Origin of the sequence: Flavobacterium sp. DSR2-3-3, from assembly GCF_049896585.1 — a bacterium.
Classification (GTDB): domain Bacteria; phylum Bacteroidota; class Bacteroidia; order Flavobacteriales; family Flavobacteriaceae; genus Flavobacterium.
In genome coordinates, this window is the sequence record NZ_JAFCUP010000014.1 from 1 (window position 1) to 15,504 (window position 15,504).

Here is a 15,504-nt window from a genome sequence, read left to right on the forward strand (position 1 = left end):
AAAGCTTTTTACGGACTGTTTTATTTTGATAATCCTAAACCGACTTTTCCCAGAAAGAATTTTAATTGTAGTTTAAATCACATATATTTACTCACTGATTAACAAAATACTGTTCGTTTGAAGGTTTTTAGACGAACTGACGTTACCTTCTATTCTAAAAAAAAAAGCAAACGAATGAGAAACTTCTCTTTTATAATTTTAGTATTCGTTTTTGTTGGTTGTCAAAATAGAGAGCAACAAGACAAATTTGCGTTTTCAAAAGAGACTGAAATAAATTCGATCTTAAAAACAATAATTTATAACGATGGTATTCCTCTTTTTAAACAATCAGATTCGATTTCACTTTGTGCCGAACTAAACAAATTAGAAATATTAGTTGCCAAATATCCCAAACTTGGTGACGTAGTTACAATTTCATTGGAGCAAAACAAAGTCAACATACAGAATTTATTGTTTGACAAAAAGCGATTTTTTGCCGAAAAGGATTCCGTTTTTTTATTGTCTCAGAACAAGGTTTTGAAAAGCTTTACTATTGATGGCAATTTATTTGAGAAAGTAAAAATCATCACTCGTAAAGAAATCGATTCAAGTAAAAAGTATTCGACCAGATATTATGAAATTTCAATTCCTATATTTTCTAAAGATAATACCAAAGCATACGTTGAAGTAAATAAACATATAAAATCTTTTGGAAGTGGATATATTGTTTACCTTGAAAAAATTAATGAAAAATGGAGAATAATTTCAAAACGTAGAACTTGGATCACATAAAAAGAACAGCAGGTAACAGCCATTTTGAGCTAGCTGGAATTTAGTGGAATTACCGTTACGCATCACGTTTTCGTTAAGCCGAAAATGGAGCGGTTACGAATTTCCAGCCATCTCAAAGTGGCATAACGTTATGGGATATGGCACTACCGCACAATAAAAATCAACCTTTAATCTAAAAGATAAAAAATCAGAATAAATGTTGTACTTTTGTACAACATTTGTAATTTTAAGGCGTGGAAGAAAAAAGAAAAACTAGAACAATAATATTTTACAAAGATTACTTTGAAGAATTCTTTGTGAAGCAAAGGGAAAAAGTAAGAGCCAAAATAATTTGGACTTTTGACTTGATAGAAGAAGTTGATAAAGTACCTGAAACATATCTTAAACATATTGAAAGCACGGACGGACTTTATGAAATTAGAATTCAACAATCGAGCGATATTTTTAGAATATTTTGCTTTTTTGACAAAGGAAAAATTGTAGTCTTAGTAAATGGTTTTCAAAAGAAAACGCAAAAGACCCCGAAAAAAGAAATTGAAAAGGCACTTAAAATAATGGAGGAATATAAAAATGAAAAATAACAACATAAAAACGCTATCAGAGTTTAAGGATAAACATTATGGCAAAGTAGGAACTACAGAACGTGACCAATTAGATGCGGGTTACGAACAGTTTAAACTTGGTGCTTTGATACACGAAGCACGACTAGAAAAAGGAATGACACAAGAACAACTCGCGATTAAATGCGGTACAACTAAGTCATATATTTCAAGAATTGAAAACAATGTAAAAGAGGTACGTTTATCAACATTGCAAAAAATCGTTGAACTTGGCTTGGGTGGACATTTGGAACTTTCAATAAAACTTTAAAAAGCCACAGCCCATAACAGCTGTTTTGATATAGTGTGTGCTTTAGTAGAATTACCGTTTCGCATCTACTTTCTGCAAAGCCAAAAATTGAAAGGTTACGAACCACACACCATCTCAAAGCGGCGAAACGTCAAACTGTCTAATAACCTCCTTTCTCCCTGTTAAATAAATTGTATTAAAAATCGTTCAAATAATTTGCATAACTCGTTGGTTTTTATTATATTTAAGGATGAAATTCATCAACGGAATTAACAGAAACCAACTCCCGCTTTTTGCTTCATCGATTGATGATGCCATTGCGCAAGACAATGAAATCAGGCTCATTGACCTTTTTGTAGACAGTCTTAAACTTGCTGATTTTGGATTTACTTTCGATTTTGTCGAAAACGGAAGACCCGCTTATCATCCTTCGGATTTGCTAAAACTCTTTATTTACGGGTACCTCAATCGCATGCGTTCCTCCAGAACTTTGGAGAAAGAGTGCAATCGCAACATTGAACTCATTTGGCTTTTGAAAGGTTTGGTTCCTGACCACAACACCATTGCTAATTTTCGTAAAAACAATCCCAAAGCCATTGCGCGCGTTTTTCGGGCAACGGTAAAACTAGCCTCCCATTTTGAACTCATTGGCGGAAGCCTTGTTGCTGGTGATAGTACCAAACTCAGAGCACAAAACTCCAAGAAAAACAATTTTAATCCCAATAAAATAGAGCGTCACATTGCTTATATCGATGCTAGACTCGAAGAATATAACTTGGCTTTAGCTAAAGAAGATGATGATGTTCTGGAAAAACAAATTATTGAAAAGAAGATAAAAAAACACAGTATTCAAAAGCAAAAATACATCGGGTATCAAAACACAATTGATGCTACAGTGGTTACCCAAATTTCGACTTCGGATCCCGACAGTCGCCAAATCATGACTCGAAATAACATCTCGGAAGTGGCCTATACGGTACAAACTACAGTGGATGCGCTGCATAACATTCCAATTGATTTCAAGGTGACTAATGAAAATGATTCCAAAGCCATGGGAGGAATGTTACGCCGAAGCAAAAACATTTTGGGACACAACAATTTTACCGCCATTTATGATAAAGGCTATCATACAGGGAGTGAGTTCGATTATGCTAATAGACTTGGCATTGATGTGTTGGTAGCTATTCCAGGAGTTTCTGCTCACGCACCTGATTTGGCTTTTGATGTAGAACATTTTAAATACAACATAACCACCGATTCCTATACCTGTCCTGCCAATGAAACCCTAACGACCAACGGAAATTGGTACGCCAAAAAGAACGGCAAATCAATAACCCAGATGAAGCATTACAAAACTAGTGCGTGTTTGACTTGTCAACTTTATAAAAAATGTACCAAAAATGTCAAAGGCAGACTCATTGAACGCTCCCAATACGCTGATTTAATTTATCAAAATAAAGTACGAATCGAAAACAATTATGAAATCTACCGCAGACGCCAAGCCATAGTGGAACATCCCTAGCCTGTCCCGCTCTTTGCGGGAGAGTCATTAAAAGACAATGGGATTTTTATTATATCATGACCAAAAAAACCATCAAACGCGCCTCAGCCGATATAGGATTGATTTTCTGTGCCTACAATCTGCGCCGAATTTTTAACCTGATTGACCACAGTCTATTAAAACAATATTTAAAAGTATTGGCTTTATATTTTGGGACTCTAAGAGCAATTTTTAAAGCTTTTTACAGACTGTTTTGTTTTGATACTCCTAAAGTGACTTTTCCCAGAAAGAATTTTAATTGTAGTTTAAATCACATATATTTACTCACTGATTAACTAAAATGAGTTCGTTTGAAGGTTTTTAGACGAACTGACGTTGGCAGAAATTATCCCGCAGAAAAACGAAAATAAACTACAAAATTTATGGCATTAATTACATTTGAAGGAAAACCAATAGAAAAACTTATTGAGGTAATTAGTCAAGGAATTGGCACATTGTACAAACCAAGAGCAATTAGAAAAGAAGCGGATTCCGAAGCGTATAAAATCGGAGTTATTGAAAGAGCTAAATCAAATGCAATTGCCGAGGGTAAAGTAATTGACTTCGAACTTTATGAAAATATACAACAAAGAATTGTATACCAAGAAACAAGAAAACAGATAAACATAGATAATATTGCTCAAATTGCGGGAACTCAATTGAATCAAGAACAAGAAGTTTCAGGAGAAAAAATTGAAAATGATTGGACGACAAGATTTTTTAATATTGCTGAAGATATTTCCGACGAAGAAATGCAAAATCTTTGGGGAAGAATTCTTGCTGGTGAAATTAAAAAACCCAAATCATTTTCTATAAGAACACTAGAACTTTTAAAAAATTTATCTAAAGAGGAAGCAGAAATTTTCGCAAAATTCTCAAGCCTAAAGATTTTTGCAGGTAATACAGATATGGTCTTTAATCAAGATAATGGTAAATTTTTAGAGGATGAATTTGGCATTAAATTCACAGATAGATTATTACTAACTGAACTTGGTTTAATATCAAGTGAAAATAATTTAGAATTTAGTTTCTATGCAACCGATACAAATAAGATCACTAATTTTATAGAATTTGGAAATCAAGGTATATTTATTGAAAGACCCGAAAACACTCCAAAACAAGCAATATCAGTTTTAGTTTTTACTAAAGTAGGTTCAGAATTATCAAAATTAATTGATCAAGAACCAAACATAAATTATATAAGAAAAATATGCTCGAGTTTTGTGTTACCTAATGTCAAAATTGAATATGGAGATTTAGTTAAATTACCGAATGGACAAGCATTATTATTAAATAAAACTGAATTTAACGAGTAAAATAACTTCTGCCAACAGATAAGGCTTCGTTGCGTGCGCAGCACGAACAATGAAGCCGGTGTTGAACGGAACCGATTACATGCCGTCAACACTTATGGAGTTATCGTAAAGTTTTGAGAGAGAATAACAAGAGGCAAGTGAGCCTCTTTTTTTGTGCAGTTAAATCAAGATGGTTTTCTAGTGTTTTCCTTCACTTTTGGGCGTAAATTCCCTTACCCATAATTTAGCTTTTACAAGGAATGGTGTTTTGGCTACCGCCAAGATACCATGCAGGCGGACCTCGCTGGTCAAAAACCGCTATCCGATGTAAATTGCCCGTTTTACAACACGGACATTTAGGCATAAAGGTCTTTTTCTCTGCTTTTTTTAGCACTTTTACTTTAAGTTTCTCTTGTAAAAGCTTTAGCTTTTTTCGTTTCCAAGTGCTACTCAAAAATCCATAACGCCGTATTTTTACAAAACGTTTGGGTAAAATATGCAACGCAAACCGCCTGATAAATTCCTGATGTGTGAGCGTCATTTGTTTTTTAACGCCCGCTACTCGGTAATCCTTGTAATCAAAAGTTACGTTTTCATTGTCAATGCTTTTAATTCGATTGTTACTAATGGCGATTTTATGAGTGTAACGTCCTAAATATTCCACCACTGATTTAGGACTTCCAATAGGTTTCTTAGCAAATACAATCGATGGTTTCTGCCATAATTCCTGCCGGATTTGTTCGTATAGGATAGGTGATTTTACTTTCAGTTTGGCGCAATATTTAGCCCTAAAAACTTTCGACAAGGCCTTGACTGGAAACAAGAATTTACCATCTGCTCTGCTATTTTTCCACTGTCCGTCTTTGTCCACACCACCGCCAGGAACAATGCAATGCAGGTGCGGATGCAAACTCAATTGCTGTCCCCAAGTGTGCAAAACGGCAATCATTCCCATTTGCATTTCCTTGCCTTTGCCAAAACTTTGAAGCGTTTCCCAAGTCGCTTCAAATATGGTGTCATACACTATTTTAGGCTGGTAAATGGCCAAGGAATTGATACTGTCAGGCAAAGTAAATACTAGGTGAATTTAGCGAAGCGGTATCACGAAATCCTTTTAAAAACAATAAAAAAATTGAGTAAAATAAGGTACAGGCAAGAGTTCCGTTGTTCTGGCTTGTATCCAATCTTCTCGTTTGTTACCCTGACACTTCGGGCAATGCCGATTGCGGCACGAGTTGTAGCTTACAGTGAGATTACCACAAATATAGCAAGCATCGATATGACCACCCAACTCGGCTGTTCTGCATTTTTTAATGGTGTAAAGCGTGCGGAGCCGCCACATGACGGGAATAATTATTGAACGTGCTCTGACTTCGACCTAAAATCGAAACTGTACGCTCAAAACGATTTAATAGTTCCTCAAATCCAGAAACTTCACGCTTGGCTTGGTTAATGATTTTGTTATCTCTTAACGCATCAGGATGCTCTTTTTTGTAGTCATGGTATACGAATTTTAATTATATTCGTAAGGTACAAAATCTCGGTAAGTGCTACAGAAGATTTAGTTCAACAGCTATTACAACGGTTTTGGGCAACTTTATTTAATTAATTGCTCAACTTTGAGGGCACCGATCTCACCGTAGGCTTTAACCGAACTAGAGATGTACATCTCTTCTATCAGCGTTCATCAACACTTTTAATGCAATTTAATTTTAAAAAACATATTGTTGATGCCAACTATTTTATGGAATTTTTATTATCGAAAATTAATAAAGCGTTAGAAAATTAATTATTTTTTTCTAACGCTTTATAAATATTACATAAATTTAGCAACCGTTTTTGATCCGGCAGTTAATGCTTTTCCAAGTGCTTTAATTTTGGTTCCTTCGCTACCTTTTGCCATTTCTGCGGCTTTTGTAGTTTCTTCACCAAGCGTTGCCATTAATGCAACTACTTTTTCAAAATTTTTGTCTTCGTATGCTGTTTTTAATTTTTTTAAATCAGATGCAATTGTTTTTAAGTCTTTGTGATCTTCAAGAGTATCAATCCATTTGTTGATTGTTGAAGTCAAACCTGTTCCAGATTTTTTTTCGACATGTGTAGTAATAGTTTCTACAGTTTTGTCAATTTGTTCCGAGTAATCTTTTTCTTTTGATTCCATTTTTTAGAAATTTTTAAAATTATTAATAACGAGTTAGAAAGTTAAGGATTTTTTAATAAATTTATTTATATAATTTAAGTAAATAGTTATAAAACAACTACTTAAACAATTAAATTACAATTATCTATTAATTTTTTGTTAGTGCTAATTATTGTCATTTTGACTTTTACTATTTGTAATTTATAGAAATACAAAAAAACCTCAAGCATTTTTCACGCTTGAGGGCTTTATAAAAATGCTGTAAACTTACATTTTTGGCATTAAAACTTTATCAATCACATGAACAACTCCGTTTGAAGCAGCAACATCGGCCATGGTTACATGCGCCTCACCAATCATTACCTTATCTCCTTTGATAGCCACTTTTAATTTGCCACCTTGCACTGTGGTGAGCTCTTGACCATCTTTTAAATCGGCTGCCATTGTTTCTCCACTAACAACGTGGTAAGTCAAAATACTAGCGAGTTTTTCCTTGTTTTCTGGTTTCAGAAGTGTATCTACATCTTTTTGAATAGCTTCGAAAGCAGTATCTGTGGGTGCAAAAACAGTAAATGGACCAGCACCTTGAAGTGTTTGTACTAAACCTGCTGCCTTCACTGCTGCAGCTAATGTTTTAGCACTTTCAGAAGCGATAGCAACGATGTCTTTTTTTGAATCAGTCATAACAAAATAATTTATTTTTTTCTGCATCTGGCAGCACAGTGATGATATTTTATCAACTATATAAAAGTACTGTTTTTAATTTAAATAACTCTTTATCAACTACTTAAAAAAATACTATTTCAAGAAAAAATACCTTTGTACAATTATTGAACAAGTTTGTAAAATTCACATATTTAATTATGTTACCTATTTTTTTATAAAAATCTAATAAATGACGATTGGTTTTTCAATAAGTTTTTCAGTTTCTTAGTTAAAAATTGAAAACACCTTTTTATTATTATTTTTGATTTTCGCCTAATTCCATAACTTCTTTCAACCACTTTTTTCGTTTGATATCATTAGATGATTTAAAGCCTGAAAAAACCGAAATTTTCACCGGCATTATACCAAAAAATTCTAAAACACCAATTTTCATTGCGTTGTGACCAGCGTTTCTATTTATTAACCAATTATACCATTTTGGTGTGTTCATAGTAACAATTAGCCTTGCGGTTTACCATTTTTAGCAATCCGTATCATACAACCAATTGTTTCTTGTAAACCTGCAATCTTCTTTGTCTCGATTAATTCAGATCATTACTATTTTCGTAACTCCTCAAATATTCCTCCGCTGCTGACAAATAAACGTGCCAGAGGATAATTGCCTTTATCATCTTTTATAAATTCAATTTGAGCGTTGCCGTCCAATACAAAAAGATTTTTTGATATATGAGCCAATTCCGTTATATTATTTAAGAAATTACAGAAAAGTTTATTCCCGTCCCTTGATATAGTAAGTGGGCCGAAAGTTCCGGTAAATTTATCGAACTGATCCAAAGGAAGAGTTCCTGGGTCACTATTTACATACAAGGCATTAATGAGATATTCTAATTTTTGTTTGTCCGTACTATTAGTGGCTACTGACTGGCGCTCTCTGAAAATAAGTTCTTGTGCTTTAATAAGGGCATTTGCAGCCTCGACTTTAAAATCTGGGATGACACCTGTTCCTTCCCAATCAGTTTTAGTAACGGGATTTAATGAACGGGCAAATGGAATGTTAACAATGAAGCCCTGCCCCACAGAAAATGGTTTCGTAGGGTGCGCACCACCGCCGGTAACTTCTCCCACAATAGTTGCTCGTTTGGCCTGCTGCATACCATAGCTAAAATCCTCTGCTCCAGAGAAGGTCTTCTTACTAGTTAAGATATATACTGGCATCGAAAGGGTCAAGCCGTCTGTCTTCACGGGATCTGCATAATAAAAGACAGTATCTCTTTTCGTGCGGTTTATTAAATCATTCATACGGGTCTTTTCTTTAAAAAAGTAGCTTTCCAGTTGGCTAACCATTTCTGGCTCGCCTCCTGTATTTTCTCTTAAATCAATAATGATGGCAGAAGAATTAGCTAAAAATCCCAAAGCAGAAGCTATAATTGGTTTGGCCTCTTTTACATGCTCCACAAAAATATTAAAGGGCAAATAGCCTATATTACCCGGCAACAGTTCTACCTTTTTAAACATAAAATTGTTATCTCTTACAAATTTTGTGAATTGCGTGATTTCTTCCGCAGATGGTCCTGTGTACCCTTGTGTATGCCCTTGCCACTCTGGGTTATAATCAACTACCATATGAGGGTCTTTATGGACGTTAAAAATTTCAGCCTGTAATTGTTTAACAAGTTTTTGCGGGTCATTTGCCGTTGAAGAAAAAACCTTCTTTTTTAATTGTGCTTTTAAAGATTTTGCAATTAGCTGTGCCTTATCAGGAAATACATAATTGTCACTGAGTTTTAAATTTATGGAATCAATAAGCTGACTCAGTTTAATTTCTCTTTTGATGTCCTGGCTATAATTTACAACAGGTAATAAAAGTGCCAGAAAATAAAACAATAATTTCGAATTTTTCATATTTAACATGACTTTAGTAGTTGAGGGAAAATACCCTTATATATGTAAAAGTGAAAATTTTGCTTTAATCCGACAATTCTATTATTTAAATGCCAGCAATAATTATCTATATTATCGAATTTAGTTGACCAATAGAATTAGAATAATAACAGTGGCATGTAAATAAAATTAAGATGATATTTGTTTGCTTTAAGTATCTTTGATTGCAGTAAAATAAAATAAACCATGTTATTAGGCAGTATCGATTTACAGAAAAGAAATAAGATAGAACCGTTATTACACGTACTTGTCTGGATTTCATTATTCTTGTTTATATGGCATACTGCTTATACGATTGGACCTTTTAGAAAACAAGATGGCAGTATTTACTTTCCATTAGTTTGGAGTACTTGTCTCAGTATTATGCTTTTTTACATAAATGCTCTTTTTTTGATTCCCTTATATATTTCTAAAAAACGATATAAGCATTATTTTGTTTATCTGATCCTTTTATATGTTTTTACTGTTTTATTGAATTCCATTTTAGACCAGTTATATAGCATATCACTATTTTCAACAGAAAAAGAATCTATGTGGTCAGATATCGTTATGAACGTACAGAGTAAGACGATAATCCTTTCTTTATCGTGTGGATACGGGCTTACAAAACTGTGGATTCAAAATCAGGAAATTCAGCAACAACTAGTAAAAGATAAACTTTCTACGCAACTAAAATATCTCAAAGCACAGATCAATCCACATTTTTTATTTAACACATTAAATATGGCATACTCTTCAGCCACAAAGAACAATGATGTGGTCACAGCCGATATTATAGAAAAACTTTCAGGTCTCATGCGCTACATGCTGTATGAGAGCAATGATGATAAAGTTTCCCTTGAAAAAGAAATTTGTTATATTGATAATACTGTGAAACTTCAGCTTCAACGACTATCACCAGAACTGGCAAGTCAGGTCAATTATAAAATAAATGGGGAGTGGCAAAACCATAAAATTGCTCCTATGATTCTTATACCATTTATTGAAAACGTGTTTAAACATGGAATAATCTTAAGTCAAAGATCGGATATATATATCTCGATATTTTTAAAAGGCAATATATTAGTATTAGAGACTAAAAATTATAAATTTGAACATTCTGTTCAGGAAAATAACAGCTCTGGAATTGGCTTACCAAATGTACGGGAGAGGCTGCAGCTTCTTTATCCTAATCAACATATACTGGAAATCGATAATTCAGGTTCCTTCTTTAATGTTAGACTTCAAATAAAAATTAATTAAAATGAGATGTATTGCAATCGATGACGAACCATTCGCAATTGACCTTATTGAAAGGTATATAAAGAAGACCCCATTCTTGCAATTTACAGAAGGATTTACCAATCCATTTAATGCCATGTCTTTCTTGATGAACAATCCTGTAGACCTGATTTTTCTTGATATAAACATGCCGGAACTATCAGGGATGGAATTAATAAAATCATTACCGACAACTCCTAAAATAATATTTATTACGGCCTATCCTGAATTTGGCGCTGAGAGTTATGAATATAGCGCTGTAGACTTTCTCTTAAAGCCTGTAAGATATGACCGGTTTCTAAGGGCGGTTAACAAAGCAGCTAGCCTCTCTTCTCCTTCAAACGAAAGTGCATCATTAAACTCCAGTTTAGATCAGTTTGGAGAATCAATTATGGTTAAAAGCGGGACACGGACATTTCAAATAGAATTAACTGACATCTTGTATATTGAGGGAGCGGGTAACTACATCACTTTCTATACTAAAAAAGGTAGAATCATGACGCTTTTGCCCTTAAACGACATTTTAAAACAGCTTTCTACTTCTGCCTTCGCCCGGATCCATAAATCCTATATTATCTCCTTGAAACATATTGGAATCATTGAAAGAGCCCGTGTAATAATTAATGACATACCAATACCAATAGGTATTACATATCGGGAGCAATTTGCAAAAACTATAAGAAACAAAAAATAGGAGAAAAAATAGGGTAGGTTGACGGTAATCATATTACTACAAGGGAAGACATTCCGATAGCGCGGATTTGCAATCCGTGCCCACAATGATATGCACTTTATTAAAAGAAAATATTAGATGTGATTGCTTCGTTGATCGCAATGACCACGAAGTGCTCAGTTATTATTTTAAGCAACAATAACAGACTAGTAATCCTTGCACTGATTTTACATTGACAAATAAAATCTGCAATTTGAAAATTTCAAACAGTTACAGTAAGATATAATATAATTGATTATTCTTACGGGCACGGATTGCAAATCCGCACCAGCTGATGTTGGATTAATTTTTTCAGCCTACAACCTGCGTCGAATTTTCAACCTGATTAACCAAAATCTATTACAAAAATATCTAGAAGTATCGGCTTTGTATTTTGAGGGTTTAAAACCCTTTTTTAACGCTTTTTACGGATTGTTTTGTTTTAAGAATGAAGAATACTTTTTTCCAAAAAGAGTTTCAATTGTAGTTTAAATCAGATATATTTACTTACTGATTAACTAAAATGAGTTCGTTTAAAGGTTTTTAGACGAACTGACGTTATGCAACATTTAAAAACAGAACAAATATGAAAAAACAGACAATGATGACGAAAACGATTTTACTTTTATTAGCGGGCTCAGTTTTACTAACAAGTTGTGCAAGCACGACAATGATTCAGTCAAACCCGAGTGGTGCGCAAGTTTATCTAAATGGTGAACCCGCAGGAACAACACCTTATACCCACCGAGACACAAAGATAGTTGGCAGTACGACAACTGTTAAATTGGAAAAGGAAGGTTATGACCCTTTAAACACATCTTTTTCAAGAGATGAAGAAGTCGATGTAGGTGCAATTATTGGTGGAATTTTTGTTTTAGTTCCATTTCTGTGGACAATGAAGTATAAGCCGACCCATACTTATGAATTGACACCGAGTTCAGGTAGCGAACAGTCAATAATTAAAACAACTCCACAACAAAATCAGACCAAATCAAAGTTTGACAGACTCAGAGAGTTAAAACACTTACTTGATGAAAAGGTAATTACTCAACAAGAATACGCAAAAGAAAAGAAAAAAATACTAGAAGAAGACGAAAAATAAACGTTGCATAAAAGCTAAGGTTTCGTTGCGTGCGCAGCACCAACAATGAAACCCGGGTTGAACGGAACCGATTGTACGTCAGTTGACACTATGAAGTTTTCGTAAAATTGTGAGAGAGGATTATGAGAGGATTTGGTCGTCTTTTTTTTTGAGAAGTATTTTGGGCTTGGTGTCGTTTTTCCCTTCACTTTTAAATGCAAGTTCCCTTACCCATAAAATTAGTCTTCTATGGAAATTGCGTTTTAGCTAACGCCAAAAAACTTAAAGAAGGACCACGTTGGTCAAAAACCGCTGTTCGGTGTAAATCGCAAACTCTTGACAAAATGCACTAAAAATGTCAAAGGCAGACTTATTGAACGCTCCCAAAACGCATATTTGATTTATCAAAATAAAGTTAAAATCGAAAACAATTACGAAGTCTACCGCAGATTACAAGCCGTAGTGCAACATCTTGAGCCTGTCCCGCTTTTCGCGGGAGAGTAATAAAACGCCAATGGGATTTTTATTATCTCATGAAAAAGAAAACCATTAAACATGGCTCAACTGATATTGGCTTAATTTTTTCAGCCTACAACCTGCGTCGAATATTTAATTTAATACACCAAAATCTATTAAAACAAAATCTAAAAGTTTTGGCTTTGTGTTTTGGGGTTTTAATACCAGTTTATAAAGCTTTTTACGGTTTGTTTTATTTTAAAAATGAAGAATGCTTTTTTTTAAAAAGATTTTTAATCATATATTTACTAAGTGATTAACTAAAATAAGTTTGTTATGAGGTTTTTAGACGAACTGATTTTATGCGGCATATTAGAACGAAAACCTGAAAAATTATGAAATTTAAAATGCTTTTAGTAGCAACTTTTCTAACCGTTTCAACTATTTCGTTTGGCCAATCCATTAAAAGAATTGACGGAAGTACCATCACTATTGAAAGTTTAAATGCAAAAATTGAGTACTTAATAAAAGTTGCCAATGTTTCAGGTGTTGCAGTGGCCCTTTTTAATGACAATAAGATCATTTTTACTAAAACATATGGACTTGCGAATGTTCAAAAAAACATCCCTTTTGAAAAATCGTCGGTAATGTACGGTGCATCCTTTGCGAAAACTGTATTTGCTTATATAGTTATGCAATACGTCCAACAGAAAGTTATTGACCTTGACAAACCACTTGTGGAATATCTGAACAAACCATTACCCGAAATCAAAATAAATGGTTTTAGACGTGGTTATGACGACCTAAAAGATGATAAACGTTACGAAAAAATAACAGCCCGAATGTGTCTGACGCATACAACAGGCTTTCCTAATTGGCGCTGGTTTGAAGCAGATAAAAAACTTAAAATTAAATCTGACCCAGGTACTCGTTACTCTTATTCAGGCGAAGGAATTTACTTATTGCAATTTGTGATTGAACAACTTACAGGAAAAGATTATGAAACTATTTCACAAGAAATAGTTTTTAAACCTTTGGGAATGACAAACACAAGTCAAGTTTGGCAAACTCGTTTTGACGAAAATATTTGTTACGGACACAATGCCAAAGGCGAACCTTACGAACTTAACAAATGGAAAGAAGCAAATGCTGGCGGTTCTATGAGTACAACTTTTGAAGATTTTACAGTTTTCTACACACATTTTATAAATGGTAAAGGACTTTCCAAAAAAAGTTTCAAGGAAATGACAAGCCAGCAAGTAAGAATAAGATCAAGAAGCCAATTTGGGCCACTTGCCAAAATCGATAGTACCGACAATGACAGTATTCAGTTGGGATATGGTTTTGGCGTAGGAACATTTATAACACCTTGGAGCAGAGCATTTTTTAAAGAAGGACACGATGATGGTTGGGGACATTATTCAATTTGTTTCCCAGATAAAAAAATTGCGGTAGTCATTATGACCAACAATGACAACGGGGAAAGTATTTTTAAAGAATTTTTAGAATATTCAATTGGTGATAAATTTACGCCTTGGCATTGGGAAAATTATATTCCATACAATTATATTCCACCACCAGTGACAAATATCTATGTTGTTACAAGCCAAGAATTAGATAAATATTTGGGTGTTTATAGCAGTAGTCAACTGCCTATTAAAATTACTATCACAAAGAACAACTTAAATCTAATTGCACAAGCAACCGAACAAAATGCATTCACTTTACAAGCAACAGAAAAAGATAAGTTTGTTTATATAGAGGAAGGAATAATTTTAGATTTCAATCCAATTGAAAAGACAATGATTTTAAAACAAAATGGGCAAACATTTAACTTTACGATAGAATAAAAACTAGGCATGACGGTTAAAGTTTCGTTGCGTGCGCAGTACAAAGAATGAAGCCCGTGTTGAACGCAAGGGAGTACCTGCCGTCATAATTGCGGAGTTATCGTAGAGATTTTAGAGGTGTTTTCAAGAGGATTTTGTTCTTCTTTTTTTTTGGATTAATTTTAACCTTAGTTTTTTTATGTTTTTCTTCACTTTTGAGCATATCTGCCCTTAACCGTAAAATTAGTTTTCACAGGAAATGGCGTTTTAGCTACCGCCAAGATACCAGGCAGGCGGATCGCAGTAATCAAAAACTGCTATTCGGTGTATATTGCAAACTCTTCAAAAAATGCACTAAGAATGCCAAAAACAGTCTTATTGAACGCTCCCAATACTCCCATTTGATTTATCAATACTAAATTAGAATCGAAAACAATTACGAAATCTACCGCAGAAAGCAAGCCATAGTAGAACATCCCTACAATGTTACAAAACGGCAAAGGAACTTTTATTATATCATAACTAATAAAACCATCAAAAATGCCTCAACTGCTGCTGGCTTGATTTTTTCAGCCTGCAACCTGCGTCTAATTTTAATTTAATAGACCAAAATCTATTAAAACAATATCTAAAAGTATTGGCTTTGTATTTTGTGGTTCCAACAACAGTTTTTAATGCTTTTTACGATTGTTTTGTTTTAAGAATGAAGAATGCTTTTTTCCAAAAAGAATTTCAGATGTAGTTTAACTCATTTATATTTACTTACGGATTAATTAAAATGAGTTCGTTTGAAGGTTTTAAGACGGACTGACGTTAAGAGTAACCACTGAGAAGTGCTGCTAATATTAAGCTCACGACAAATAGACGAACACTTCAAAACAAAAATGAAACCTAAAAGATTCACTATCCTAACATTTTTGATTTGTATCTTCTGTCTAGCGACAAACCTACATAGGTTTTTTTA

At 33.8% G+C, this 15,504-nt stretch carries 12 protein-coding genes and 2 pseudogenes; 9 read left to right on the forward strand and 5 right to left on the reverse strand.

Annotated elements, in window-relative coordinates; genetic code table 11:
* Nucleotides 1-174: 174 nt before the first annotated feature.
* The 5 genes and pseudogenes from ACP7AQ_RS14605 (at nt 175) to ACP7AQ_RS14625 (ending at nt 4,476) form a co-directional block, all read left to right on the forward strand.
* Nucleotides 175-771, forward strand: coding sequence for a hypothetical protein (locus ACP7AQ_RS14605; RefSeq protein WP_426095978.1), 597 nt, complete (start codon nt 175-177; stop codon nt 769-771).
* A gap of 233 nt (nt 772-1,004) precedes the next feature.
* Entirely contained in the window at nt 1,005-1,352 is a 348-nt protein-coding gene (locus ACP7AQ_RS14610; RefSeq protein ID WP_426065393.1) for a type II toxin-antitoxin system RelE/ParE family toxin, read from the forward strand.
* Nucleotides 1,342-1,641, forward strand: coding sequence for a helix-turn-helix domain-containing protein (locus ACP7AQ_RS14615; RefSeq protein WP_426065394.1), 300 nt, complete (start codon nt 1,342-1,344; stop codon nt 1,639-1,641). The genes ACP7AQ_RS14610 and ACP7AQ_RS14615 overlap by 11 nt, the downstream gene beginning before the upstream one ends.
* 229 nt (nt 1,642-1,870) lie before the next feature.
* Nucleotides 1,871-3,456, forward strand: a pseudogene (locus tag ACP7AQ_RS14620) (IS1182 family transposase).
* Nucleotides 3,457-3,543: 87 nt separating this feature from the next.
* The gene (locus ACP7AQ_RS14625) at nt 3,544-4,476 is read left to right on the forward strand and encodes a DUF2806 domain-containing protein (RefSeq protein ID WP_426095979.1); all 933 of its coding nucleotides are present in this window, start codon (nt 3,544-3,546) and stop codon (nt 4,474-4,476) included.
* A gap of 223 nt (nt 4,477-4,699) precedes the next feature.
* Here ACP7AQ_RS14625 and ACP7AQ_RS14630 read toward each other — a convergent pair.
* The 5 genes and pseudogenes from ACP7AQ_RS14630 to ACP7AQ_RS14650 form a co-directional block, all read right to left on the reverse strand.
* Nucleotides 4,700-5,794: pseudogene (locus ACP7AQ_RS14630) on the reverse strand (IS91 family transposase); the annotation flags it as partial.
* Between the two features lie 477 nt (nt 5,795-6,271).
* Complete coding sequence (locus tag ACP7AQ_RS14635) at nt 6,272-6,616, reverse strand: hypothetical protein (protein ID WP_426092943.1); 345 nt, start codon at nt 6,614-6,616, stop codon at nt 6,272-6,274.
* 246 nt (nt 6,617-6,862) lie between these two features.
* Nucleotides 6,863-7,279, reverse strand: coding sequence for a fasciclin domain-containing protein (locus tag ACP7AQ_RS14640; protein ID WP_426095980.1), 417 nt, complete (start codon nt 7,277-7,279; stop codon nt 6,863-6,865).
* A 277-nt stretch (nt 7,280-7,556) separates the two neighbouring features.
* Entirely contained in the window at nt 7,557-7,751 is a 195-nt protein-coding gene (locus ACP7AQ_RS14645; RefSeq protein ID WP_426095981.1) for a hypothetical protein, read from the reverse strand.
* A gap of 107 nt (nt 7,752-7,858) precedes the next feature.
* Nucleotides 7,859-9,163, reverse strand: coding sequence for a S41 family peptidase (locus ACP7AQ_RS14650; protein ID WP_426095982.1), 1,305 nt, complete (start codon nt 9,161-9,163; stop codon nt 7,859-7,861).
* 225 nt (nt 9,164-9,388) lie between these two features.
* Between ACP7AQ_RS14650 and ACP7AQ_RS14655 the strand changes: the two genes are divergently transcribed.
* The 4 genes from ACP7AQ_RS14655 to ACP7AQ_RS14670 all read left to right on the forward strand — a co-directional run bounded on the left by ACP7AQ_RS14655 (nt 9,389) and on the right by ACP7AQ_RS14670 (nt 14,561).
* Nucleotides 9,389-10,444 carry a sensor histidine kinase gene (locus tag ACP7AQ_RS14655; protein ID WP_426095983.1) on the forward strand — a complete coding sequence of 352 codons (1,056 nt, stop codon included), beginning with the start codon at nt 9,389-9,391 and terminating at the stop codon, nt 10,442-10,444.
* A gap of 1 nt (nt 10,445) precedes the next feature.
* Nucleotides 10,446-11,156: a LytR/AlgR family response regulator transcription factor gene (locus ACP7AQ_RS14660; RefSeq protein ID WP_426095984.1), complete on the forward strand. Its 711-nt coding sequence runs from the start codon at nt 10,446-10,448 to the stop codon at nt 11,154-11,156.
* A gap of 604 nt (nt 11,157-11,760) precedes the next feature.
* On the forward strand, nt 11,761-12,276 hold the full coding sequence (locus ACP7AQ_RS14665; protein ID WP_426095985.1) for a PEGA domain-containing protein: 516 nt from the start codon (nt 11,761-11,763) through the stop codon (nt 12,274-12,276).
* An 830-nt stretch (nt 12,277-13,106) separates the two neighbouring features.
* Nucleotides 13,107-14,561 carry a serine hydrolase domain-containing protein gene (locus tag ACP7AQ_RS14670; protein WP_426095986.1) on the forward strand — a complete coding sequence of 485 codons (1,455 nt, stop codon included), beginning with the start codon at nt 13,107-13,109 and terminating at the stop codon, nt 14,559-14,561.
* Nucleotides 14,562-15,504 lie beyond the last annotated feature (943 nt).

What these genes read in the sequence shown, in the direction of transcription:
- ACP7AQ_RS14670 (WP_426095986.1), top strand. Translation starts at nt 13,107, where the DNA reads ATGAAATTTAAAATGCTTTTAGTAGCAACTTTTCTAACCGTTTCAACT.
- ACP7AQ_RS14645 (WP_426095981.1), bottom strand. Translation starts at nt 7,751, where the DNA reads ATGAACACACCAAAATGGTATAATTGGTTAATAAATAGAAACGCTGGT.
- ACP7AQ_RS14640 (WP_426095980.1), bottom strand. Translation starts at nt 7,279, where the DNA reads ATGACTGATTCAAAAAAAGACATCGTTGCTATCGCTTCTGAAAGTGCT.
- ACP7AQ_RS14635 (WP_426092943.1), bottom strand. Translation starts at nt 6,616, where the DNA reads ATGGAATCAAAAGAAAAAGATTACTCGGAACAAATTGACAAAACTGTA.
- ACP7AQ_RS14665 (WP_426095985.1), top strand. Translation starts at nt 11,761, where the DNA reads ATGAAAAAACAGACAATGATGACGAAAACGATTTTACTTTTATTAGCG.
- ACP7AQ_RS14650 (WP_426095982.1), bottom strand. Translation starts at nt 9,163, where the DNA reads ATGAAAAATTCGAAATTATTGTTTTATTTTCTGGCACTTTTATTACCT.
- ACP7AQ_RS14660 (WP_426095984.1), top strand. Translation starts at nt 10,446, where the DNA reads ATGAGATGTATTGCAATCGATGACGAACCATTCGCAATTGACCTTATT.
- ACP7AQ_RS14625 (WP_426095979.1), top strand. Translation starts at nt 3,544, where the DNA reads ATGGCATTAATTACATTTGAAGGAAAACCAATAGAAAAACTTATTGAG.
- ACP7AQ_RS14615 (WP_426065394.1), top strand. Translation starts at nt 1,342, where the DNA reads ATGAAAAATAACAACATAAAAACGCTATCAGAGTTTAAGGATAAACAT.
- ACP7AQ_RS14655 (WP_426095983.1), top strand. Translation starts at nt 9,389, where the DNA reads ATGTTATTAGGCAGTATCGATTTACAGAAAAGAAATAAGATAGAACCG.
- ACP7AQ_RS14605 (WP_426095978.1), top strand. Translation starts at nt 175, where the DNA reads ATGAGAAACTTCTCTTTTATAATTTTAGTATTCGTTTTTGTTGGTTGT.